25 protein-coding genes are annotated in these 19,574 nt (G+C 62.8%); 11 read left to right on the forward strand and 14 right to left on the reverse strand.

Annotation, left to right across the window (positions count from 1 at the left end):
* Window positions 1–4: 4 nt before the first annotated feature.
* The 4 genes from AC07UC_RS25150 to AC07UC_RS25165 form a co-directional block, all read right to left on the reverse strand.
* Window positions 5–955: a bifunctional helix-turn-helix transcriptional regulator/GNAT family N-acetyltransferase gene (locus tag AC07UC_RS25150; RefSeq protein WP_494907749.1), complete on the reverse strand. Its 951-nt coding sequence runs from the start codon at window positions 953–955 to the stop codon at window positions 5–7.
* A gap of 333 nt (window positions 956–1,288) precedes the next feature.
* Window positions 1,289–2,422, reverse strand: coding sequence for an alanine racemase (locus AC07UC_RS25155; RefSeq protein WP_494907750.1), 1,134 nt, complete (start codon window positions 2,420–2,422; stop codon window positions 1,289–1,291).
* A complete protein-coding gene (locus tag AC07UC_RS25160; protein ID WP_494907751.1) occupies window positions 2,419–3,696 on the reverse strand; it encodes a D-arabinono-1,4-lactone oxidase in 1,278 nt (425 codons plus the stop codon). The genes AC07UC_RS25155 and AC07UC_RS25160 overlap by 4 nt, the downstream gene beginning before the upstream one ends.
* A gap of 12 nt (window positions 3,697–3,708) precedes the next feature.
* Window positions 3,709–4,893: an MFS transporter gene (locus AC07UC_RS25165; protein ID WP_494907752.1), complete on the reverse strand. Its 1,185-nt coding sequence runs from the start codon at window positions 4,891–4,893 to the stop codon at window positions 3,709–3,711.
* A 125-nt stretch (window positions 4,894–5,018) separates the two neighbouring features.
* Here AC07UC_RS25165 and AC07UC_RS25170 point away from each other — a divergent pair, with 125 nt between their 5' ends.
* Window positions 5,019–5,645 carry a TetR/AcrR family transcriptional regulator gene (locus AC07UC_RS25170; protein ID WP_202323074.1) on the forward strand — a complete coding sequence of 209 codons (627 nt, stop codon included), beginning with the start codon at window positions 5,019–5,021 and terminating at the stop codon, window positions 5,643–5,645.
* Between the two features lie 30 nt (window positions 5,646–5,675).
* Here AC07UC_RS25170 and AC07UC_RS25175 read toward each other — a convergent pair whose 3' ends face one another.
* Window positions 5,676–6,374, reverse strand: coding sequence for a hypothetical protein (locus AC07UC_RS25175; RefSeq protein WP_494907753.1), 699 nt, complete (start codon window positions 6,372–6,374; stop codon window positions 5,676–5,678).
* A 240-nt stretch (window positions 6,375–6,614) separates the two neighbouring features.
* Here AC07UC_RS25175 and AC07UC_RS25180 point away from each other — a divergent pair, with 240 nt between their 5' ends.
* The 3 genes from AC07UC_RS25180 (at window position 6,615) to groL (ending at window position 9,729) form a co-directional block, all read left to right on the forward strand.
* Window positions 6,615–7,439 carry a class I SAM-dependent methyltransferase gene (locus AC07UC_RS25180; protein WP_494907754.1) on the forward strand — a complete coding sequence of 275 codons (825 nt, stop codon included), beginning with the start codon at window positions 6,615–6,617 and terminating at the stop codon, window positions 7,437–7,439.
* A 275-nt stretch (window positions 7,440–7,714) separates the two neighbouring features.
* Window positions 7,715–8,011, forward strand: coding sequence for a co-chaperone GroES (groES, locus tag AC07UC_RS25185; RefSeq protein ID WP_010915433.1), 297 nt, complete (start codon window positions 7,715–7,717; stop codon window positions 8,009–8,011).
* Between the two features lie 62 nt (window positions 8,012–8,073).
* The gene (gene groL, locus AC07UC_RS25190; protein ID WP_140768194.1) at window positions 8,074–9,729 is read left to right on the forward strand and encodes a chaperonin GroEL; all 1,656 of its coding nucleotides are present in this window, start codon (window positions 8,074–8,076) and stop codon (window positions 9,727–9,729) included.
* A 165-nt stretch (window positions 9,730–9,894) separates the two neighbouring features.
* On the opposite strand, the gene AC07UC_RS25195 is transcribed toward groL, so the two are convergent.
* A complete protein-coding gene (locus AC07UC_RS25195; RefSeq protein ID WP_140768196.1) occupies window positions 9,895–10,503 on the reverse strand; it encodes a TetR/AcrR family transcriptional regulator in 609 nt (202 codons plus the stop codon).
* Between the two features lie 99 nt (window positions 10,504–10,602).
* On the opposite strand from AC07UC_RS25195, the gene AC07UC_RS25200 reads away from it, so the two are divergent.
* The 7 genes from AC07UC_RS25200 (at window position 10,603) to AC07UC_RS25230 (ending at window position 15,512) form a co-directional block, all read left to right on the forward strand.
* Window positions 10,603–10,857 carry an alcohol dehydrogenase catalytic domain-containing protein gene (locus AC07UC_RS25200; protein ID WP_494907755.1) on the forward strand — a complete coding sequence of 85 codons (255 nt, stop codon included), beginning with the start codon at window positions 10,603–10,605 and terminating at the stop codon, window positions 10,855–10,857.
* 168 nt (window positions 10,858–11,025) lie between these two features.
* Window positions 11,026–11,160, forward strand: a complete 135-nt coding sequence (locus AC07UC_RS25205) for a zinc-binding dehydrogenase (RefSeq protein WP_494907756.1) — start codon at window positions 11,026–11,028, stop codon at window positions 11,158–11,160.
* Window positions 11,161–11,196: 36 nt separating this feature from the next.
* Complete coding sequence (locus AC07UC_RS25210; protein ID WP_494907757.1) at window positions 11,197–11,664, forward strand: OsmC family peroxiredoxin; 468 nt, start codon at window positions 11,197–11,199, stop codon at window positions 11,662–11,664.
* Window positions 11,661–12,047: a nuclear transport factor 2 family protein gene (locus tag AC07UC_RS25215; protein ID WP_494907758.1), complete on the forward strand. Its 387-nt coding sequence runs from the start codon at window positions 11,661–11,663 to the stop codon at window positions 12,045–12,047. Before AC07UC_RS25210 ends, AC07UC_RS25215 begins: the two co-directional genes overlap by 4 nt.
* Before the next feature lie 353 nt (window positions 12,048–12,400).
* Window positions 12,401–14,473, forward strand: a complete 2,073-nt coding sequence (locus tag AC07UC_RS25220; protein WP_494907759.1) for a pilus assembly protein TadG-related protein — start codon at window positions 12,401–12,403, stop codon at window positions 14,471–14,473.
* Entirely contained in the window at window positions 14,470–15,075 is a 606-nt protein-coding gene (locus tag AC07UC_RS25225) for a TadE/TadG family type IV pilus assembly protein (protein WP_494907760.1), read from the forward strand. Before AC07UC_RS25220 ends, AC07UC_RS25225 begins: the two co-directional genes overlap by 4 nt.
* The gene (locus AC07UC_RS25230) at window positions 15,072–15,512 is read left to right on the forward strand and encodes a TadE/TadG family type IV pilus assembly protein (RefSeq protein ID WP_494907761.1); all 441 of its coding nucleotides are present in this window, start codon (window positions 15,072–15,074) and stop codon (window positions 15,510–15,512) included. The genes AC07UC_RS25225 and AC07UC_RS25230 overlap by 4 nt, the downstream gene beginning before the upstream one ends.
* A gap of 65 nt (window positions 15,513–15,577) precedes the next feature.
* On the opposite strand, the gene AC07UC_RS25235 is transcribed toward AC07UC_RS25230, so the two are convergent.
* The 8 genes from AC07UC_RS25235 to AC07UC_RS25270 all read right to left on the reverse strand — a co-directional run bounded on the left by AC07UC_RS25235 (window position 15,578) and on the right by AC07UC_RS25270 (window position 19,539).
* The gene (locus AC07UC_RS25235) at window positions 15,578–16,189 is read right to left on the reverse strand and encodes a LysE family translocator (protein ID WP_023766446.1); all 612 of its coding nucleotides are present in this window, start codon (window positions 16,187–16,189) and stop codon (window positions 15,578–15,580) included.
* A 231-nt stretch (window positions 16,190–16,420) separates the two neighbouring features.
* Window positions 16,421–16,795 (reverse strand): YkgJ family cysteine cluster protein, encoded by a 375-nt coding sequence (locus AC07UC_RS25240; protein ID WP_494907762.1) that lies wholly within the window; start codon window positions 16,793–16,795, stop codon window positions 16,421–16,423.
* A gap of 4 nt (window positions 16,796–16,799) precedes the next feature.
* The gene (locus tag AC07UC_RS25245) at window positions 16,800–16,964 is read right to left on the reverse strand and encodes a hypothetical protein (RefSeq protein ID WP_494907763.1); all 165 of its coding nucleotides are present in this window, start codon (window positions 16,962–16,964) and stop codon (window positions 16,800–16,802) included.
* Window position 16,965: 1 nt separating this feature from the next.
* Window positions 16,966–17,373 carry a hypothetical protein gene (locus AC07UC_RS25250; protein ID WP_140768211.1) on the reverse strand — a complete coding sequence of 136 codons (408 nt, stop codon included), beginning with the start codon at window positions 17,371–17,373 and terminating at the stop codon, window positions 16,966–16,968.
* The gene (locus AC07UC_RS25255) at window positions 17,373–17,597 is read right to left on the reverse strand and encodes a hypothetical protein (RefSeq protein ID WP_494907764.1); all 225 of its coding nucleotides are present in this window, start codon (window positions 17,595–17,597) and stop codon (window positions 17,373–17,375) included. Before AC07UC_RS25255 ends, AC07UC_RS25250 begins: the two co-directional genes overlap by 1 nt.
* Before the next feature lie 359 nt (window positions 17,598–17,956).
* The gene (locus AC07UC_RS25260) at window positions 17,957–18,166 is read right to left on the reverse strand and encodes a cold-shock protein (RefSeq protein WP_010915421.1); all 210 of its coding nucleotides are present in this window, start codon (window positions 18,164–18,166) and stop codon (window positions 17,957–17,959) included.
* Window positions 18,167–18,492: 326 nt separating this feature from the next.
* A complete protein-coding gene (locus AC07UC_RS25265; protein WP_494907765.1) occupies window positions 18,493–18,816 on the reverse strand; it encodes a YciI family protein in 324 nt (107 codons plus the stop codon).
* Between the two features lie 54 nt (window positions 18,817–18,870).
* Window positions 18,871–19,539 carry a glutathione S-transferase family protein gene (locus AC07UC_RS25270; RefSeq protein WP_140768217.1) on the reverse strand — a complete coding sequence of 223 codons (669 nt, stop codon included), beginning with the start codon at window positions 19,537–19,539 and terminating at the stop codon, window positions 18,871–18,873.
* Window positions 19,540–19,574 lie beyond the last annotated feature (35 nt).

Genomic DNA, 19,574 nt, shown 5'->3' on the forward strand with positions numbered 1-19,574 from the left:
GGCACTACAATTCCAAGTCCCAGGTCTGGCCGACCAGATCCTTGCCGAAGGAGTGGTGAGGTTCTTCCTCGGTCAGTGTGAAGCCGACCGCCTGGTAGATGTGCCGGGCGGCTATCAGGATATCGTTGGTCCACAAGGTCAGCGTCTTGTAGCCCTTCGCACGGGCAAAGCCGATGCATTCCTCGACCAGCCGCCTGCCGATGCCGAGGCCACGCGCCGAAGGTTCGACATAGAGCAGGCGCAGCTTCGCCACCTCGGGCGATTTACGCACGACGAAGACCGAGCCGACGACCTCGCCATCACGCTCGGCGATCCAGCTTCGTTCCCATTTCGGGTCGAAGGATTTGACGAATGCCGCGAGGATTTCGGCAACCAGCGCCTCATAGGTTTCGTCCCAGCCATAGTCCTGCGCGTAGAGCATGCCTTGCCGGCGGATGATCCAGCCAATGTCGCCGACCTGCAGGGGCCGCAACAGATAAGGGATCCTTGGCTCGGCGCTTTCACCCAGCAGAGCCTGGACCGTCCGCATGGATTTCACCAGCCGGTCCTGCTCCGACGCAGGCAGCCGATCGAGGAGCGCCGCGACCTGGTCGTGCGAATCCTTGTTCAGCGGCGCGAAGGCATTCCTGCCCGCCAGCGTCAGCGCAATCGACGATTGCCTGGCGTCCGAAACCACCGTCGACCTGGAGATGAGGTGAAGGCGCTCGAACTTCTTCAGCAGACGGCTGACATAGCCGGCGTCGAGACCGAGGTCGCGCCCGAGGTCCGTCGCGGTCAGACCGTCGCGGTGCGCCAGTTCGTAGAGCACGCGCGCCTCGGTCAGCGAGAAGGCGCTTTTCAGCAGCCCTTCGTCGAGCAGCCCGATCTGGCGGGTGTAGAAGCGGTTGAAAGCCCGCACCGCGTCGATCAGGTCTTTGTTGGGCGCTTCGTTACCGGGCTGATGGTGAATCGTCATGGGCATCTCCTGTCCGCACAGGATTGATCATTTGGTTGACTTAGTCAATAAAATGGTTGACCCGACGCACCTCACAACTTCGTCATTCTAGGGCGGAGCAAGGAGCGAAGCGACGCGCGCAGACCCTGGAATCCATTCCGTGACGGTGGCCGAAGCGCGCCACGCCGCAGAACGGGCTTCATGGGTCTGCATTAGGCGCCAAGAATCCATTTCGTTGCATAGCGGAAGGGTAACGGCATGGATTCTAGGATCTGCGCTCCGCTTCGCGTCGCTCCGCCCTAGAATGACGACATCGCGGGGTCGGTGCGCCAATCACGACCGCAGTGGCGCCCCTCAACCCATCGGCAACACCGGCCAGCGATCAACGATCTTGCCGCCAGAAAATACCGCGATCGGCCCGAATTGCTGCAGCACAGCCTCGCTCTGCGTCGGCCTCAGAAAGGCATAATCCCCCGGCTTCACCTGCGCTGTTGCCGGCAGGCTCATGAATTGCTGGTTGGAGGAAAACCCCATCAGACCGTTTGGTTTCATGCCTTCCGGGAACACCGCTTCGGCCATCCACTTGCCGCCATAGAGATAGCAGCCTTTGCGCGGGAAGAGGCCGAGCGCCTGCAAGGCCTTCGAGAACCAGACCGGGCCTGGCAGCGCCGCATCGGCCGCCTTGAGGATCGGGGTGGCGATGAAGGCGGCCGGCTGGAATCCGTTGAGCCCCGGCTTGTCGAAATCGCTGGGCAGGACGAAAGCCGAGCCGATCGAGACTTCGTTGGCAACGCCCGCGCCATGCAGCAGCGCCGTCTTCGAGCCGCCGATGTTGAGGATGCGGCGCTGATCCGGTTCGAGTGCCACGACGAAATCTGCCGCCAGCGCCGAGGCTTTCATCAACGCCTTGGCAGCACCGCCAAACAGCCCGGGGATTTCCGGCGCATGCGCCTCATAGGCCATGATGCCTTCGCAACACAGGCCCTTCGGCACCGTCAGCGCCTTGATCTCGGCCGGGCGGGCAAACCCGCCGCGATGCAGGCCGACATCGACCTCGAAGGCGATACGCAGTTCGATAGCGAGATCAGCGGCCAGAGCGCCATATTCCGCCAGTCTTTCGTCGCTGTCGACCAGCCAGCAGACACGCGACCAGTCGGCGTCGCCCTTCACCAGCACCGCTCTTGCCGCGCTGACCGGCATCGGTTTGCCGTATAGCAGATCCGCATGCGGGAACGCCTTCAGCACCGCCGCGCTGATCGGCGGATGGAAAGTCATGAAGCGATCGGTTCCAAGCGCCTTGCCGATATGCGAAAGCAGCGGCAGGCAAGCGAGCGACTTGTCGACCAGCCGCACGGCAAGGCTGGGATCAAGCCTGTCCTTCACCAGGGCGATGTTGCTGTCCAGCCGGTCGCGGTCCAGCACCAGACAGGGCTGGAAGATACCGGCCTGCTTCAGCGCCTGCGATAGAGTGGCGAAATAGGCGCTCATGGTTCGATGCCGAACAAGCCAGCCATATAGGGCGAGACGAAACGGTTTCGCGGATCGATGTCGCGGCGCACCGCCATGGCATCGTCCCAGCGCGGATAGAGCTTCTTGAAGTCCGCCGCCTTCAGGCTGTGCATCTTGCCCCAATGCGGCCTGCCGCCATATCTGCGAAAGACCGGCTCGGCCGCCTGCATGAACGGCAACGGATCGTTCGCCGCATCGTGGTGGATGGCGATCGAACAGGTCGGCCTGTTGTAGAAGGGCGAGAGCCAGAACTGATCGGCCGCGACGCTGCGCACCTCCATTGGGAAATAGACTTCGGGAAAGCGCTTTTCGGTCAGCTCGATGATTTCGGCCAGCGCCTTCGGTCCCTCCTCGAACGGAAGGTGATATTCCATCTCGTTGAATCTGGTCTGCCGGTCGCTGGCATAGACATTGAGCCAGTCCTGCACATAGTCCTCGGACGGCACCTTGGCGACGGCACCCTGGATCAGCCGGCGGCGCAGTGACGGCAGCCAGGCGAGCCCGGTGCGCAGCCGGCGCAGTGTCCGCAGTCCGGCCTCGTCATTCTCGGTAGGACGCGCGGTGGTCGCCGCGTCGCTCAAGTCGCTGGCGATGAACTGCGCATGGCCGGAGAACGGGATGTAGTAGAATTCGGCCGACCGGTGCGCGCTCATCATCGTTTCGAAATCGCGCAGCATGTCGGCGATCGGCAGCACCCATTTACGGCGGCGCAGCCTGTAGGTCGCAATGTTGTTCAACGTCATTTCGCTCATGACGCCGAAGGCACCGAGCGCGACGCCGATGGCGTGGATCGTGTCCTGATCCCCTGCCCTGGTGAATTCGCGAACCTTGCCAAGCCCGTCGACGATCTGCACCGTCTCCAATTGCGTGTGATAGGCGCCGAGCGTCGGTCCCGAGCCATGGGTCGCGGTGCCCAATGCGCCGCCGATCGCCTGGCGGTCGATGTCGCCCATATTGGGCAGGCCCTGGCCGATATCCTGCAGGATGTGCATGAGCGAACCAAGCCGCGTGCCCGCCCGCACGCGCGCCTGATGCTTTTCAGCATCATGCGAGACCAGCCCCTCCAGTTTCTCCAGGGACAGGATGGTGCCTTGCGATTTCACCAGCGGCGTGAAGGAGTGACCGGCACCGACGACGCGGATCGGGCCGGGTGCGGTGCGAATGAGATCACCTACTTCACCGGCATCGGCGGGGCTGGCGATCAGCCGCGGCTCGGCCGTGACATAGCCCGACCAGTTGCTCCAGCTGGACATATTACCCCCCGGTCAGGCAACGGCGCGGCGGTGCCGCGAGACGAGGACGAACAGGCCGAGCAGCAGCACACTGGCCAAGGCACTGCCGACAGCGAATTCCGGAACCGGGCGAAAATCCTTGCCGTCAATGAGCAGCGACGCCGCGACCGGCCCGACCGCCAGGCCAAGGAGCTGCGCGGCCGGCACCAAGAGCACGGCCGTGCGGGTCTCGTCCGCCGTGATCGTCAGCCGGATCTGATAGGGCACGATGAACAGGAGAATAAAACCCATGACCAGGGCGGCGACCCAGAACGTGGTGAGGCCAGGTCCGCTGGCGAGGATGAGCGAGGCGACAAGTGCGACGGTGCCAATTCCGGCTATGGCAAGGCGATAGTCGATGCGCGCCTCGAACACGGTCGCGGTCATCGCGCCTAGAACCTGCATCGCGAGGCTGGCCGATACGATCAGGCCAACGGTGCGGCCGTCGATGCCGAATTGGGCGCCAAGCGGCTCCAGAAAGGCCCAGATCGAGCCAAAGAACATGAAGTAGCAGAAGATGCACAACAACGCCGTGATCGAAGGAACCGTGAGCACATTGGCCAGATCCTCGTCCTTGGGCAGATCGGCGTAGGCGGCGGGGACCGTGAAGGCGACCCCCAGCGACAGGATGCAGACGACCGCCAGAACCAGGAAGCCGCCGGCCGACCCGGCCGCTGGAATGACATAGAGCGCCAGCAGCAGGGCCAGAGGGCACTGCGCCAGCGTCTGCATGGTGACGAAATAGCCGCCGATGCGCTCGGCCCGGCGCGAGCGGGCGATCAGTTCGGTGGCGACCGCGACAAGGCCGCCTTCGGCAAGGCCGGCCACGGCGCGGGCCGCCATCAACATGTTGGCGCCGGCGGCATAGGCGGTCCAGGCATTCGCCAGCGCCAGCAGGAGCAGGAGGGCCGCACTCTTCCAGCGCATGTTGCGGGCCGAGAGCAGCGTCGCGACGATCGCCGAACCGATCGCGATGGCGATCAGCTCGGCGGTGGCGACCAGTGCCAGTTCATCGCCGCTGACATGGCCCTCTGTATAAAGGGCGCCGAGCAAAACCGGCTGCATACCGAGAATGAGCAGACCGACCGATCCGATCCACAGGGCGGAGGCAAGCTGGCCGCCGGTCGGGTTGCCGACCAGCCAGTCGCCGCTCCCGGTATGCGAGTCACCAGATGTCAAAGGCGCCTCCCAACATCCTTGCCGCACGGCAGAAAAGCTGACAATCTGTCAGCATTTTCAGGACCTGATACTTGATCATATTTCTTGTCAACCAGAATTTGGCAGTTCGAGCGAAAGACCGGTGCATGACACAAGCAAGGCGAACAGCGACCGAACCGAGGCGCATGCCGAAGCAGGAGCGCAGCCGCGAGCGCATCGACGCCATCCTGTCGACGACCATGAAGCTGATCGGCGAGAAGGGCATCGACGCCGTCACCATGAAGGAGGTCGGCATGCTGGCGGGCGGGCCGATCGCCACCGTCTATCACTACTTCCCCAACAAGTCGGCGATCCTGGCGATGCTCTATGAGCGGTTTTCGGAGGTCAGCCGCGCGCGACTGACTGATATCATCGCCGATGTCCGCGAAGCCAAGGACGTCATCGTCGCGGCCGACCGGCTGCTTGACGATTACCTCAGCCGCGTCGCCGGCGATCCGGCCATCCAGGATCTGCAGAACGCCATCCAGGCCGACAAGGCGCTCAAGAATCTCGACATCGCCGAAACCCGGCACCAGGCCAGGATGTTCTGTGACCACGTCATCGGCCTGATCGAGCCGCCGAAGCACGAGCAGTTCGAACGCATCGTTCTGCTGATCTTCCAGCTCGCCGGCGGCGTGGTGCGCCTGGCACTTGCGGAGGGCGAAGCGGAAAGCCGCCGCACCATCGAGGATTACCGGTCGATCATCCACACCCAGTTGCGGCTGTTTCTTTAGACGGAGCGTCGGCCTGAGCCGCTTGTTAGCCTATCTTGCCTGACGGATGAGGCCTTCGAAGCCGTCGGCCAGATCGGCGGCGCCGGCCGCGAACATCTTCGCGAGATTCTGGGGACGGCCGGGGGTCTTGTTGGCATCAAGCAGAATGGCCCTGCCCTCATGCAGGACGAAATCGAACTTTCCGTAGTCGAAGCCGAGTTCGCGCCGCCGCTCACGCATTTCGTCGGGAACCGGGACGGGCTCACGCCGGATCGTTTCGGATGCCTTGACCAGGCTGTTTGGCGAGACGTAGCGGGTACAGCGCTCGCGCTCCCCGCAAAACACCCAGAAGCGCGCCGCAAAACCGTCGGGCTCTCTTTCCGGGATGAACTTTTCCACGACCAGATCGTCGTTCCCGAAGATGCCGTCCGGAACCTCACCGAGAGATCCATAGACCTCATAGGGTTGCAAGGTTGGCAGATGCGGAAAAGGCGGCGGCTTCCCGGCGCGCCTCGATCGCCGGTTGAGGAGTGTCTCCGGAATACCCCGATTGTTGAGGTCGCTCTTGACGATGACCGGGCCCTGCCAGGCGTCGCCTTCCGATATCAGGGCCCCGCTGATCCGCCGTTTCGAGATATCGGACGCCCCGACATTGAGGCAGAACGCAAAGCCCTTGGCATAGTCGACATGGTCCGCGGGCGTTACTGTCGCATCGACATGCAAAACCGCGATATCAGCATTGTATGTCATTGATGGACCTTGCTGGATCCGGACCGAATGGCCGCGCCGTTTCAGGTTTTCCAGAACATCGAAGAGCAAATAGGGGCTGCCCCTCCGCAACATAAGATTGCGCTTGCCCAGGAACCGGTCATGCTCATGCGTTATGACGACGATATGCGACACAGCAATTCCCCTTGGCTTCCATACCCGCTTCCATTAAGCGGCTCTCATAGGTCGATGCTAGACTTTCCTGGGCTCCAACGGGTTTGAATGCCAAATCATTGGGATAATTATCATCGGCACTGGAAGCTCCTGGACGCCCCGCTCCGGCCAACCGCGGAAACCGTCGACATATTCGATCGCGAACTTGATCTCGGGAATGCCGATGTCCTTCTGCTCGGCGTGACGCCCGAGTTGGCAATCCTGGGCAGATCGATGCTGGCGATCGATCAATCGGCAACCATGATTTCCGGCGTGTGGGCCGGCGACAACGCCTCGCGAAGGGCGATGGCCGGCAATTGGCTAAGCCTCCCCCTGGAACGGGCCAGTTTCGACGCGGTCATCGGCGACGGCTGCTTGTCGGCAGTCGATTCCAAAGCCGCCCGCCATGCGCTGCTGGGCGAAATCGCAAGAGTGCTGAAGCCTGGCAAGCGTGCGGCGATCCGCGTTTTCGCCCGGCCGGAAGCGGCGGACGATCTGCTCGACATCGAAGCTTCGGTGCTGGCTGGCGGGGTCGAGAATTTTCACGCGCTCAAATGGCGCATCGCGATGGCATGCACGACGGACGACGGCGACAATACCGTCAAAGTACAGGCAATCCGTGCAACATTCGACAGGCTGTTTCCGGATCGCGAAGCCCTTGCCGCACGGACGGGATGGAGCATGGTGTCCATCAACACGATCGACGTCTATGCAGGTTCCGAAACCAGGTACAGTTTTGCGACGCTTTCCACGCTGTTGGATGAGGCAAGCGCCTGGTTCGACCAGGTGCGCGTCGTGCCGAGCGGCTCTTACCCTCTGGCCGAACGCTGCCCGCTTCTGGTGCTTGAATCGCCGAGGTGCCGGCAGGAAGAACAGCCCGTGGTTCGATCTTGACACTCCGGAAAATGGCTTGTGCCTCGGATACCGGGTTCCGCTCGACAGGACTGCATTCGAACGGGAGTTCGCGCGGCAACCGGGATTTTTCGGCACCGCCGGTCAGCGCGAGAAAAATTTCCCGTGACTGCCCCTTCCCGTGCGCCTTGACTCTCGCAGGTCGGCGGCCTATTTCAGCGCCACGTTAGCACTCGCCCTTGGTGAGTGCTAACCATATGTCCGGCTTCGCCGGACGGAGGAACTGTTTCTCACCGTTCTCATTCGAGGAAGAAAAAATGGCAAAGTCGAAGTTCCGCCCGCTTCATGACCGCGTGGTCGTTCGCCGGGTCGAATCCGAATCCAAGACCGCCGGCGGGATCATCATCCCCGATACGGCGAAGGAGAAGCCGCAGGAAGGCGAGATCATCGCCGTCGGCTCCGGCGCCCGCGACGAAAGCGGCAAGCTCGTGCCCCTGGACGTCAAGGCTGGCGACCGCATCCTGTTCGGCAAGTGGTCGGGCACCGAAGTCAAGCTCAATGGCGAAGACCTTCTGATCATGAAGGAATCCGACATCATGGGCATCATCGGCTGATTATCGGCCTCACCGTCAACTGAATTCCGGGCTTACCCCAAGCCCCTGCCAGGAGCTTAAAAATGGCTGCCAAAGACGTAAAATTCTCCCGTGATGCCCGCGAGCGCATGCTGCGCGGCGTCAACATCCTCGCCGACGCGGTGAAGGTGACCCTCGGCCCCAAGGGCCGCAACGTCGTCATCGACAAGTCGTTCGGCGCCCCGCGCATTACCAAGGACGGCGTCACCGTCGCCAAGGAAATCGAGCTTGAGGACAAGTTCGAGAACATGGGCGCGCAGATGGTCCGCGAAGTCGCTTCGAAGACCAACGACATCGCCGGCGACGGCACCACGACCGCGACCGTTCTGGCGCAGTCGATCGTCCAGGAAGGCCACAAGGCGGTTGCCGCCGGCATGAACCCGATGGACCTGAAGCGCGGTATCGATCTGGCCGTCACCGAAGTCGTCGCGGCTCTCGGCAAGGCTGCCAAAAAGATCAAGACCTCCGAGGAAGTTGCCCAGGTCGGCACGATCTCGGCCAATGGCGACGAGTCGGTCGGCAAGATGATCGCGGAAGCGATGCAGAAGGTCGGCAACGAAGGCGTCATCACCGTCGAGGAAGCCAAGACCGCCGAGACCGAACTCGAAGTCGTCGAAGGCATGCAGTTCGACCGCGGCTATCTCTCGCCCTACTTCGTCACCAACGCCGACAAGATGGTTGCCGATCTCGAGGACGCCTACATCCTGCTCCACGAGAAGAAGCTCTCCAACCTGCAGGCCATGCTGCCGGTTCTCGAAGCCGTCGTGCAGACCTCGAAGCCGCTGCTCATCATCTCGGAAGACGTCGAAGGCGAGGCTCTGGCCACGCTCGTCGTCAACAAGCTGCGTGGCGGCCTGAAGATCGCCGCCGTCAAGGCGCCGGGCTTCGGCGATCGCCGCAAGGCCATGCTGGAAGACATCGCCATCCTCACCGGTGGCCAGGTCATCTCGGAAGACCTCGGCATCAAGCTCGAGAATGTTGGCCTCAACATGCTCGGCCGCGCCAAGAAGGTGTCGATCTCCAAGGAGAACACCACCATCGTCGACGGCGCCGGCAAGAAGGCCGAGATCCAGGGCCGCGTTGCCCAGATCAAGCAGCAGATCGAAGAGACCACCTCGGACTACGACAAGGAAAAGCTGCAGGAACGTCTCGCCAAGCTGGCGGGCGGAGTTGCGGTGATCCGCGTCGGCGGCGCGACGGAAGTCGAAGTCAAGGAAAAGAAGGACCGCGTTGATGACGCCCTGAACGCGACCCGCGCGGCCGTGGAAGAAGGCATTGTCGCCGGCGGTGGCGTGGCCCTGCTGCGCGCTTCGGCCAACATCAAGGCTGCCGGCGCCAATGCCGACCAGGCTGCTGGCATCAACATCGTGCGTCGCGCACTGCAGGCTCCGGCCCGCCAGATCGCGTCGAACGCCGGTGCGGAAGCATCGATCGTTGCCGGCAAGATCCTTGAGAACAAGGGCGCGACCTTCGGCTACAACGCCCAGTCGGGCGAGTATGGCGACATGATCGCGATGGGCATCGTCGACCCGGTCAAGGTCGTGCGCACCGCTCTCCAGGACGCGGCCTCGGTCGCCGGCCTGCTCGTCACCACCGAAGCCATGATCGCGGAGGCTCCGAAGAAGGAGTCGGCTGGCGGCGGCATGCCTGGCGGCATGGGCGGCGGCGGCATGGGCGGCATGGGCGGCATGGACTTCTAAGAAGTCCATAAAGCACGCCCATGAGCTAGCGTTGCTCAAGCCCGCAAGCGGGCGTGAGTGGCGGCATGGACTTCTAATCCAAGCCACTTGGCTTATGCATACGGAAAGGGCGGCAGCGATGCCGCCCTTTTTGCTGTGCGGTTGGCCCGGCCGGCAATAGCTCTCTTATGCGGCGGTCTCTGCTTGCTGCGCCACCTCTCCAGCCAGCACCGCGCCTTCAATCAGCGCCGCCACCTCATCAGCGACCGCGTGTAACGGGGCGCGGTCGCGCGTGGCACGGGCGATCACCATAAGCCCTTCCAGCGACGATTCGACCAGCAATGCCAAAGCGTGGGCGCGGCGCTCGGGCACCCCTGCCCTGACGAAGGCCTCCCGCAGAAGGCCTATCCACTGCTCGAAGGCCGAGCGGCACAAATCCGCCAGCTCAGGCACGTCGGTCGGCGAGTCCAGCACCACCGGTGCGATCGGACAGCCAAGCGAAAACTGGTTGTCCTCCAGCATGCGCGCCACCGACTGGTAGATATGATGGACGGCCACCGCCGGATCCCTTTCAGCGGCCAGCGCCTCGCCCAGCCTCTCCGTCACCTTGGCGACACTGTCACGCGTCACTTCGATGACCAGCTGATCCTTGCCGCCGGGAAAATGGAAATAGAGCGAGCCGCGCGGCGCGCCGCTGGCGCTCAATATGTCGTTGAGCGAGGTGCCGTGATAGCCGCGCTTCCGGAGCAGCAGCGCCGTCGTCTCGAGTATGCGGGTGCGGGTGTCGTTCGCCATGTCAACCTCTGTCAGCAGCGGTCATTATAGGCCTTGCACCTAATATGACAATCGGTCTACATAATATGTAGATCAGTCTACATATTAGAGGAAGCCGACATGCGAACTTATCGTCTTGAAGGGTCCGGTGGCACCGAATGCCTGGTGATGCGCGACGGGGCGCAGCCGCGGCCGAACTCGCATGAGATCGTGGTGCGCGTTCACGCCACTTCGCTCAACCGGCGCGACACGATGATCCTCAACGGCACCTATCCGCTGACGCCGCGCCAGGGCGTCGTTCCGCTGAGCGACGGGGCCGGTGAAGTTGTCGCCATCGGCGATGCCGTCACCCGCTTGCCGTCGGCGATCGCGTGACCGGCAGCTATTTCGCGCGCTGGATCGACGGCCGCATGCATCCGGGCGTGGTCGACCAGCTCGGCTGCACGCTGGACGGCATGCTGAGCGAATTCGCCCTGCTCGACGAGCAATGGGCGGTCCGCTTGCCGGAGCATCTCTCCTGGCAGCCGCAACGGGCTGGAAACGATGCTCGCCGCCGTCGCCGCGCATCGGCTGAAGCCGATCATCGACAGGATCTTCCCGTTCACCGATGCGCGCGAGGCCTACCGCCATTTCCAGCAGGGCGACGTCTTCGGCAAGGTCGTCATCGACGGCGCGTGACAGCAGCATTCCCCAAACCAGAGAGGAGTATCAGCCATGACAATCCGCGAAGCATCAGCCCAATGGCAGGGCACGCTCAAGGAAGGAGCCGGCCGGCTGCGGCTGGGCAGCGGCGTGTTCGAGGGCGCCTATTCCTTCCCCCCACGTTTCGACAACGGTCCGGGCACCAATCCGGAGGAACTGATCGCGGCCGCGCACGCCGACTGCTTCTCGATGGCGCTTGTCGCCGTCCTCGGCAGCGAAGGCCACACGCCCGGCTGCATCCATACGATCGCACAGGTGCATCTCGGCGCCACGACCGCCGGCCCGACCATCACCCGTATCGAACTGAAGACGCAGGCAAGCGTCGCCAGCCTGGCGGCTGAGGACTTCGAGCGGCTGGCGCAATCGGCCAAGGCGGGCTGCCTCGTCTCACGGGCGTTGGCCGGCGTCGCCACGATCACGCTGAAGGCCGACCTCGTCGACGCCGCCATTGACCACGGAAAGAAGGAACCCATCCAATGACCAGGGAAGTCATCATCGACATCGCCACCGCAAAGCGCTCCAGCGAAACGGCCGAAATCATGCAGCGCTACAACGACGTGTTCCAGCGCCACGATCCGTCCGCGCTCCACGAACTGGTGGCGGAGGACTGCGTGATCGAGAACACCACGCCGGCACCGGACGGTGGCCGTCGCGCCGGCAAGGCCGCATGCGTCGAACTGTGGTCGGCGATCGCCACCGGGCCGAACACGCGCTTCGACATCGAAGAGACTTTCGTGGCCGGCGACCGCGCGACCATCCGCTGGCGCTACTGGATGGCGGACGGCAACTCACTGCGCGGCGTCAACCTGATGCGCGTCGCGGACGGACGGATCGTCGAGGCTATGGGCTATGTTAAGGGGTAGTGCTTCGGGCCACTCGACAGAAGATTTCCTGGCGGCTTTCCATCAAGTACCGGGCGACGACAAATACGGGGAAGCGGATCGGCGAAGCCGCGCTGCTCCCGCACTAGGAGCGTGACACGACAATCCGCGGCATGGCGCGATGGCGGAGATGCACCGCCTTGCGCGGCCACCCCTGCCATCAAGGAGAACGACGGACTATTCATCGGTCTGTTTCGTCAACAAAATCAGATACTTCCATCAATTCTCCGTGATCCGGCAAAAACTGCCGGACAATATTTTTTAACACATTCGCCATTACTAAAGGGTGAGAGCAAGGCGAAGTTGCTCAAGCGTGTGGTGTCGGGTAACCAGCGATGCAATTTTTCCGGCGATTTTTGCGGAACCGCGACGGCAACATCCTGATCATCTCGGCACTGGTAATGCCGGTCCTGATCGGCATGGCCGCCCTGGTGACTGAATATGGCGCCGCGCTGGTCCAGCAGGCCGACAATCAGCGCGTTGCCGACCTGTCGGCCTATGCAGGCGCGCTCGCCTACAATGCCAACAAGTCCACCGACCAGATGACTGCCACAGCTGTCGGCGTCGCGGTGCTTAACGGCGTCGCCGCCGCCAATGTCCAGGTCAGCCTGGTTGCCTCCCCCAGGACAGCCGGCGTCAACGCTGTTTCGGTGTCGGTCAACACCTACAGGACCCTGTTCCTGGCCCGCATCCTGAACGATCGCCAGCAGTTGCAGATCTACGCCAATTCGGTGGCCGAGGTCGGCGCGCAACCACAGACGCCCGGATGCATGCTCGCGCTCGACGGCACGCAGACCGGCGTGACGCTGAGCGGCGGCACCTCGATCTCGGCGCCGAAATGCACCGTCTCTTCCAACAACACCGTGACCGTCCCGTGCGGCACCAGCATTTCGGCGATCGGCGTCAACTACAATTCCGCCGCGGCTCCAAGCCAGCCCTGCAACGGCATCACCGGCCCTGGCGGGGCGGCGGCCGTGATCACCAAGAAATCAACCCCCGACCCGCTGGCCGGCAATGCCGCGGTCACGGCCGCCGTGGCCCGCTTTTCAACCGTGGCCGCCCTGTCAGCGACGACCGCCCCTTCCGCTCCGACCAATACGACCGGCACCAACATCGACTTCGCGTGGGACCAGACCGCGACAATGAACGCAGCTGCGGCCGCTGGCTGTACCGCGTCCTGGTCGCAGCCGACCTGGACGTTCAGCTGTGTCAGCAAGACGACCGTCAATCTGGGGACCGTCACTATCGGCGGCGGCATCAACCTGAATTTCGCCCTGAACGGTGCGGCAACGACCACCTACAATTTCGCCGGCGATTTCACCACCAGCGCCACGACGAGTTTCGGTCCCGGAATCTATAATTTCGCCAAGACCCTGACGACGGCGGGAACGACCACTTTCAAGGCCGGTACCTATAATTTCGGCAAGCAGGTGACCACCGCCGGAACCACCACCTTTGGCGCCGGCACTTTCAACTTCACCAAGGGTTTGACCACCGGCGGCGGTGCCACCACAACCTTTGGAGCCGGCACCTTCAAGATTGGCCGCAGCGACACCGCCTGCAGCGGCTCGGGGCAGGTCAGCATCTGCAATACCTCCACCTTGACCTTTGGCGGACCCAGCGTTTTCGAGCTGCCCGGCGGCTATACCAACACCGGCGGCTCGACACTCACCTTCGGCTCGGGCACGACCAATTCCTACAAGATCGGCCCCGGCAGCAACGGCGATGCCATCACGATCGGCGGCGGGTCCACGACCATCATGGCCGATGCGACCGGCGCGAGCAGCGTCTTCCAGGTCGTCGGCAATGTGAATGGCGGCGGCGGCGGCAGCTGCTTTGTCGTCAGCGCCGCGGCACAACACGACATCTCAGGCAACTTCATCGGCTCGGGCGCCATCCTGCTCGGCACCGGCGTCTATACAGTGGACGGCTATTTCGCGCTTGGCGGCAATGGCGGCGGCAGCGCCAACTGCAACGGCAGCACGATCAGCGTCAGCGGCGCCAATGTGACGCTTGTGCTGTCAGGCAAGGCCAAGTCCAGTTCGGGAAGTTGCAACGGCTATGTCTTCTGCGTCGCCGCCGGCTACAGCAACATCGTGCTCACCGCACCGCAGTCGGGAGCAACGGCAAAGCTGGCGGTTATCGGTCCGACGGCGACCACAAACACCGGCGGCGCGACATTCGCCGAAGGCGGCTCCAACGCCCAGATATCAGGTGCATTCTACTTTCCCTATGGCCCGATCGTCATGAATGGCGGCTCGAGCGTGCTGGGATCGAAAACCGACTCGACCAAGTGCCTGCAGATGATCGGCTCGCGCATCACGCTATCGGGCGGGACCGCGGCCGCTTCGGAATGCATCGCCGCCCCGAGCACCGGCGCCAGCAGCAAGGTGAGCCTCGTGCAATGAGAAATCCGTCACGCCTCTGCCTCAGCCTGCTCGCCGGCGGGGCTCTTTCATTCACGGACTTCCTTCGGCGTCAGAAAGCAGGCGTATCGGCGGTCGAGTTCGCGCTCGTCACTCCGGTGCTGCTCGTCATCCTTGCCGGAACCGTCGACATAGGCGGCTCGCTGAAGGCCAAGTTCGAACTGAGCTCGGCGGTCTCGGCCGGTTCGAACTATGCGCTGCTCAATGGCGACAAGGTCAACTCCTCCGGCGGCAGCGCATTGGCCGGCAACATCGCCACGGTGGTGACGAGCGGCCTGAGCGGCAATGCCGGCAACATTCAGGTCGTCATCAACAACGGCCCGACGATTGCGTATGACGCCAGCACATCCAAGGCGACCCAGAGCGGCACGGCCGCGAATGCGGACCTCTGCTACTGCCCGGGCAATTCCGGGACCGTTGCCTGGAGCACCCCGGTCGCATGCGCCAGCATCTGCAGTGCCGGCGGGATTGCCGGAAAATTCGTGACGATCGCGGCCAGCAAGCCCTACACGCCGCTTTTCGGCGGCTTCGGCATCGTCACCAACGGCAATATCACCGTCAACTCGGTGGTGCAGCCGCAATGAGCCGTTGCCGGTTGTTCCTGCGCGACAGATCCGGCGCCAACGCCGTCGAGTTCGCGCTGCTGTCGGTGCCGTTGCTGATGGTTTTGATGGGCACGTTCGAGTTCGGTCGCATGTACTGGGCGCAGCACGTGCTGAATGAAATCGCCGCCGCGGGGGCGCGTTGCGTCGGCGTGCTGCAGAGCGGATGCACACAGAACGGCGCCTACAACGCCGCCAGCGCCATCAGCTATATCAGCAACAGGGCGGCAACCGACGGCATTGTCCTAAGCACGACCAACATCACCGTCAGCAACAATACCACCTGCTCGGGCCTGTCCGGCTTTTCGAGCGTCCAGGTCTCCTACACGTTCGCGACCGTGCTGCCGGCCTTCCTGACCTCGCTGGCGAATGGCCCCAACCTCAGCGCCAAGGCTTGCTTCCCAAATCAGGGTGCCTGATGCAGTTCGCCCATAAGCGATCTCGGTTTTGAGAGAGCGACACGCATCGAAACAAGGGCGTGGAGCTACCGATCGGCAAGTGCCAGCTTGGCGCCGAGCATGACAAAGGCGCCCGCGAACGTCCTGCGCATCCAGGTCAGCACCATCGGCCGCGACACGACATGACTGCGGATCGAGGCGGCGAAGATGCCGTAGCCGACGAAAACCACGAAGGTCAAAAGCATGAAGACGGAGCTGAGTTCCAGCATCTTCGACAGCGCATTGGGCTCGGTGGTGCTGACAAATTGCGGCAGGAAGGCGAAGAAGAAGATCGACAGTTTCGGATTGAGCACGTTGACGAGGATGCCGGTGGCGATCACCTTGCCGGCCGAGCGCGGCGCGACATTGTCCTCGACGCTCAAGCCGCCCTTCTCCTTCAGCGTGTTCCAGGCCATGTAGAGGAGATAGGCGACGCCGAGATATTTCAGCGTCTCGAAAGCAACCGCGCTGGTGTGCAGCAGTGCCGCGAGGCCGGTGATGGCGGCCGCCATGTGCGGGATGATGCCGAGCGTGCAGCCGAAGGCCGCAATGATCGAGGCCCGCGCACCGCGCGAAAGTCCGGCGCTCAGCGTGTAGAGAACGCCGGTGCCGGGCGAAGCCACGACGATCAGCGACGTCAACAGGAATTCGATGCTCACGATGGTTCCTCCACGGCCCTGCCCGGCCGGGAAGGTACCGGGCCAGCGGGCGCCGCACAAGCGCAGCGCAATCTTCCCCCTCGAGGGGGAGATGTCGCCGAAGGCGACAGAGGGGGTCACCGCGCGTGGAACGCCAACCTCCTTCTTGTCACGGAGAACGTCGAGCCCGGTCGCACCGACCCTTCTGGCCGCTTCGCGGCCATCTCCCCCTCAAGGGGAGAGATTGGTCAGCTACATGGCGTGCGCGGCCCTTGCCATCAGGCATTCCGCGTCGCCAGGCATGCAGGCGCGACAGACATCCGGACGCAATTCGTAGATGCCGCATGCGGTCGACTTGCCGATTTCGCCCGACAAGGCCGAACAGCGCACGCCCTCGCAGCGCATGCCCGACAGGTCGGCCGCTACATATTTCTCAGGGATGCGGTCGAGCTGCGCGTCATCCTCGGTCGAGAAGCGCGGCCATTCTGCTGAATAGGAACAGCACGCGCCGCAACTCTGACAGTCGAAGGCAGAAGCGGTGTCGCGTTGCGACGACGAAAGGCTTGCGGCAGCTACCAGGGCGAGCAGCCCTGGCGTGGCAGAATTGCGATCGGCGTCCTGCGGCAAGGCGCTATTTCTTCTTAGCCGTCTTGCGCACCGGCGCTTCAACGGGCGACTTGAACAGATCAGTCGCGGCGTCGGCAGCTTCGCTGGCCTTCGCGGCAACCGGCTTGGCCGGCTTTGCAGCGGGAGCCGGCGTTGCCGGCTGGTCCTTGGCGGAGAATTTAATGGCCATGTCAGTCCTCGTCGGCGAAACGCGATGATGGTGCGCGCGGATTGCGCAAGCGGCCGATCAGCGCCGAAACCGCCGTGATGTTCATTTCCTCGGGCGACCAGTTCCTGGCTTCCGCGATGTGATGCGGCGCCAGTTCACGATGTGTGCTGCCGCTATAGGCGGCATCCTGGTAGGTCACCCGCTCCTGGGTCTTTTTGTCCTCGCGGACATATTCGATCAGGTAGTTCGGGGCTTCGGCACGGCCACGCACTCCAACGCGCACCTGGGCATCGCCATGGGCGCGCTTGCAGCGTTCGAGTTTTTCCAGCACGCGCCGGACGTATTCGACCGGCTTGTCCAGGGTTTCGACCATGTCGGCAATGGTCGCATCGGCCGCGATCGGCGTCTGTGGTACGCGCTTGGTGGCCATCAGCGTTTTCCGGCTCGTTTCGGCTGCACCGCAAGTGCTGCCGCCGCAGCCATCTCGTCGGCTTCCTTTTCCAGGCGCAGTTCGCGCAAACGGGCGGTCTTGGCTTCCCGCGCCTCACTTACGGCATCGCGCTCGGATATGATGCGGTTGAGCGACATTGACTGGGTTTGCGTCCTGCTGAACAGCGACACCGCCGGATCGGCGGTCTTCGAATGGGCGGTCAAAATCTTTCTCCTGTCAGGAGCCTGGTGCCGATAGGACGAGACCGGCTCTTCGGTCAGGACCACGCACGAAGCAACACGGCATTGGGGCAATAGGGCAGCGGATTCAAATTGCTGAGGCGTTCCTTAGCACGTTCAGCCCGACGCGCAGCGCATTTTCGGCGGCAACAAGCGTAAAATGAAAAAGGCCAGGCACCGCCTGACCTCCGTAGGAGTACCGCACATCCAGATGGATGCACAGGAACACTCCGTTCATGCGCATGATGTGCCTTGGAAACTCAGGTTTCCGAGGCCATGCGCCCGAATTCGCCCATCACCGGTGCCAGTACATCCGTGGTCACCGGGAGGGCTGAATTCTTTCTTCAGGCCGCCTTCAACTGGTCGGCGGACATCTTGCCCGACTTGTTGTCGCGGACCATCTCGTAGCCGAGCTTCTGGCCCTCGACGATGTCGCGCATGCCGGCGCGCTCTACGGCCGAGATGTGGACGAAAACGTCGGCCGAGCCGTCGTCAGGCTGAATAAAACCAAAACCTTTGGTGGCGTTGAACCATTTAACTGTGCCGGTGCTCATAAACGAACCCTTTCCATGGCAAATATTCGTTAATCGCGGTGCGAATGCACAACGATTTTTGTCTCGATTTTTGATGGGGAAGTTCGTCAAAGGCGCGCATGCGTGCGCGGATAACAAAAGTCAGTCAAACAAATATCGACATATTTCTTGTAGGCTTCTTTTGCCGCCGAGTCAATTTCTGGTTTTCCATCGGCCTGAATTCAATCTATGGTTGCTTTGACATGAGGCCTCAACTGGCGAAACGGCCGAAAGACAAGGTAAAAAAACGCACCACGCCGCCACCAACTTGTATGTGCCAGGAGGCCGAAGCCGGGCCGCGAGCCTGGCTATATAATGGCGCTGATCAGCGGCAGGATCTCGTAGTGGAAACCGCGGCCGGAACGCGACACTGGATCGCCATCGATCACGACCCTCGCCTCGGCTTCGCTCCCGACACGCAGGATCAATAGGCCCCAGGGGCCGGCCGGGTCGGCGACCGGGCCAGCCACGATCATGGTACCCTCGCGAAGCTTGCCGCGCAGGTAGTCGGCGTGCCGCCCCATCAGTTCCTTTTCTTCCTCGGTCATTGTGAAGGCGAAATCCGGTCGAGGCGGGATCAGCCGGCAATGAAATATCAATGGCGCTGTGGGCGGTCCGTCGTTGCTGGCCATCGGCCCTTCTCCAAAACCCCGTCAATCGGCCATCGGTATTCCGCCTCGATTGACCTATTCGTCCGGTCCCGGTTCCGGCCAGGGCTCCTTCGCCGCTTCCGCGTACCAGTGCCGCATCGCCGGCGTGGCCAGCACGGCGTCGACATAGGCCCTGGTGTCGGGCGCGAGTTCACCGCCATAGGTGTCGAAGCGGGTGACGACCGGCGCGTACATGGCATCGGCCGCGGTGAAATGGCCAAACAGGAAGGGGCCGCCCTTGCCGTATTTTTCGCGACACGCGCGCCAGATGGCCTCGATGCGAGCGCGCTGCACTTCGCCTTCGGCGTCGAGCGGCTTGTGGCCCTTGGGCCGGCGCAGATTCATCGGCCAGCCATAACGGACCTCGCGAAAGCCGGAATGCATTTCGGTGGCCACCGAGCGGGCCAAGGCCCGGGCGCCGATATCGTCGGGCCAGAGCCCTCTGTCCGGAAACAGGTCGGCAAGATATTCAAGAATGGCAAGGGTTTCCCAGACGATCCTGCCCCCGCCCTGCGACGGCTTGTGATCCAAGACGGGTACCTGTCCGGTCGGCGAAACCTTAGCAAGATTGGCAAAGGTCTCGGGCGTCCGCAGGCGCACGAAGCTTTCCTCGAACGGGATCTCCAGATGCTTCATCGCCACCCATGGCCTGAGCGACCAGGAGGAGAAGCATTTGTTGCCGATGTAGAGCGTGAATTCAGCCAAGGCGATTTCCCCCAAATTTTCGTCACACTAGAGCA

This window comes from Mesorhizobium sp. GW821-FHT04C10, from assembly GCF_059420305.1.

Coding starts and splice junctions, on each gene's coding strand:
- AC07UC_RS25150 (WP_494907749.1), bottom strand. CDS start 955: ATGACGATTCACCATCAGCCCGGTAACGAAGCGCCCAACAAAGACCTG.
- AC07UC_RS25180 (WP_494907754.1), top strand. CDS start 6,615: ATGCCAAATCATTGGGATAATTATCATCGGCACTGGAAGCTCCTGGAC.
- AC07UC_RS25215 (WP_494907758.1), top strand. CDS start 11,661: ATGACCAGGGAAGTCATCATCGACATCGCCACCGCAAAGCGCTCCAGC.
- AC07UC_RS25265 (WP_494907765.1), bottom strand. CDS start 18,816: ATGGCCAGCAACGACGGACCGCCCACAGCGCCATTGATATTTCATTGC.
- groL (WP_140768194.1), top strand. CDS start 8,074: ATGGCTGCCAAAGACGTAAAATTCTCCCGTGATGCCCGCGAGCGCATG.
- AC07UC_RS25225 (WP_494907760.1), top strand. CDS start 14,470: ATGAGAAATCCGTCACGCCTCTGCCTCAGCCTGCTCGCCGGCGGGGCT.
- AC07UC_RS25220 (WP_494907759.1), top strand. CDS start 12,401: ATGCAATTTTTCCGGCGATTTTTGCGGAACCGCGACGGCAACATCCTG.
- AC07UC_RS25205 (WP_494907756.1), top strand. CDS start 11,026: ATGCTCGCCGCCGTCGCCGCGCATCGGCTGAAGCCGATCATCGACAGG.
- groES (WP_010915433.1), top strand. CDS start 7,715: ATGGCAAAGTCGAAGTTCCGCCCGCTTCATGACCGCGTGGTCGTTCGC.
- AC07UC_RS25250 (WP_140768211.1), bottom strand. CDS start 17,373: ATGGCCACCAAGCGCGTACCACAGACGCCGATCGCGGCCGATGCGACC.
- AC07UC_RS25160 (WP_494907751.1), bottom strand. CDS start 3,696: ATGTCCAGCTGGAGCAACTGGTCGGGCTATGTCACGGCCGAGCCGCGG.
- AC07UC_RS25195 (WP_140768196.1), bottom strand. CDS start 10,503: ATGGCGAACGACACCCGCACCCGCATACTCGAGACGACGGCGCTGCTG.
- AC07UC_RS25155 (WP_494907750.1), bottom strand. CDS start 2,422: ATGAGCGCCTATTTCGCCACTCTATCGCAGGCGCTGAAGCAGGCCGGT.
- AC07UC_RS25170 (WP_202323074.1), top strand. CDS start 5,019: ATGACACAAGCAAGGCGAACAGCGACCGAACCGAGGCGCATGCCGAAG.
- AC07UC_RS25230 (WP_494907761.1), top strand. CDS start 15,072: ATGAGCCGTTGCCGGTTGTTCCTGCGCGACAGATCCGGCGCCAACGCC.
- AC07UC_RS25175 (WP_494907753.1), bottom strand. CDS start 6,374: ATGACATACAATGCTGATATCGCGGTTTTGCATGTCGATGCGACAGTA.
- AC07UC_RS25245 (WP_494907763.1), bottom strand. CDS start 16,964: ATGGCCATTAAATTCTCCGCCAAGGACCAGCCGGCAACGCCGGCTCCC.
- AC07UC_RS25260 (WP_010915421.1), bottom strand. CDS start 18,166: ATGAGCACCGGCACAGTTAAATGGTTCAACGCCACCAAAGGTTTTGGT.
- AC07UC_RS25210 (WP_494907757.1), top strand. CDS start 11,197: ATGACAATCCGCGAAGCATCAGCCCAATGGCAGGGCACGCTCAAGGAA.
- AC07UC_RS25200 (WP_494907755.1), top strand. CDS start 10,603: ATGCGAACTTATCGTCTTGAAGGGTCCGGTGGCACCGAATGCCTGGTG.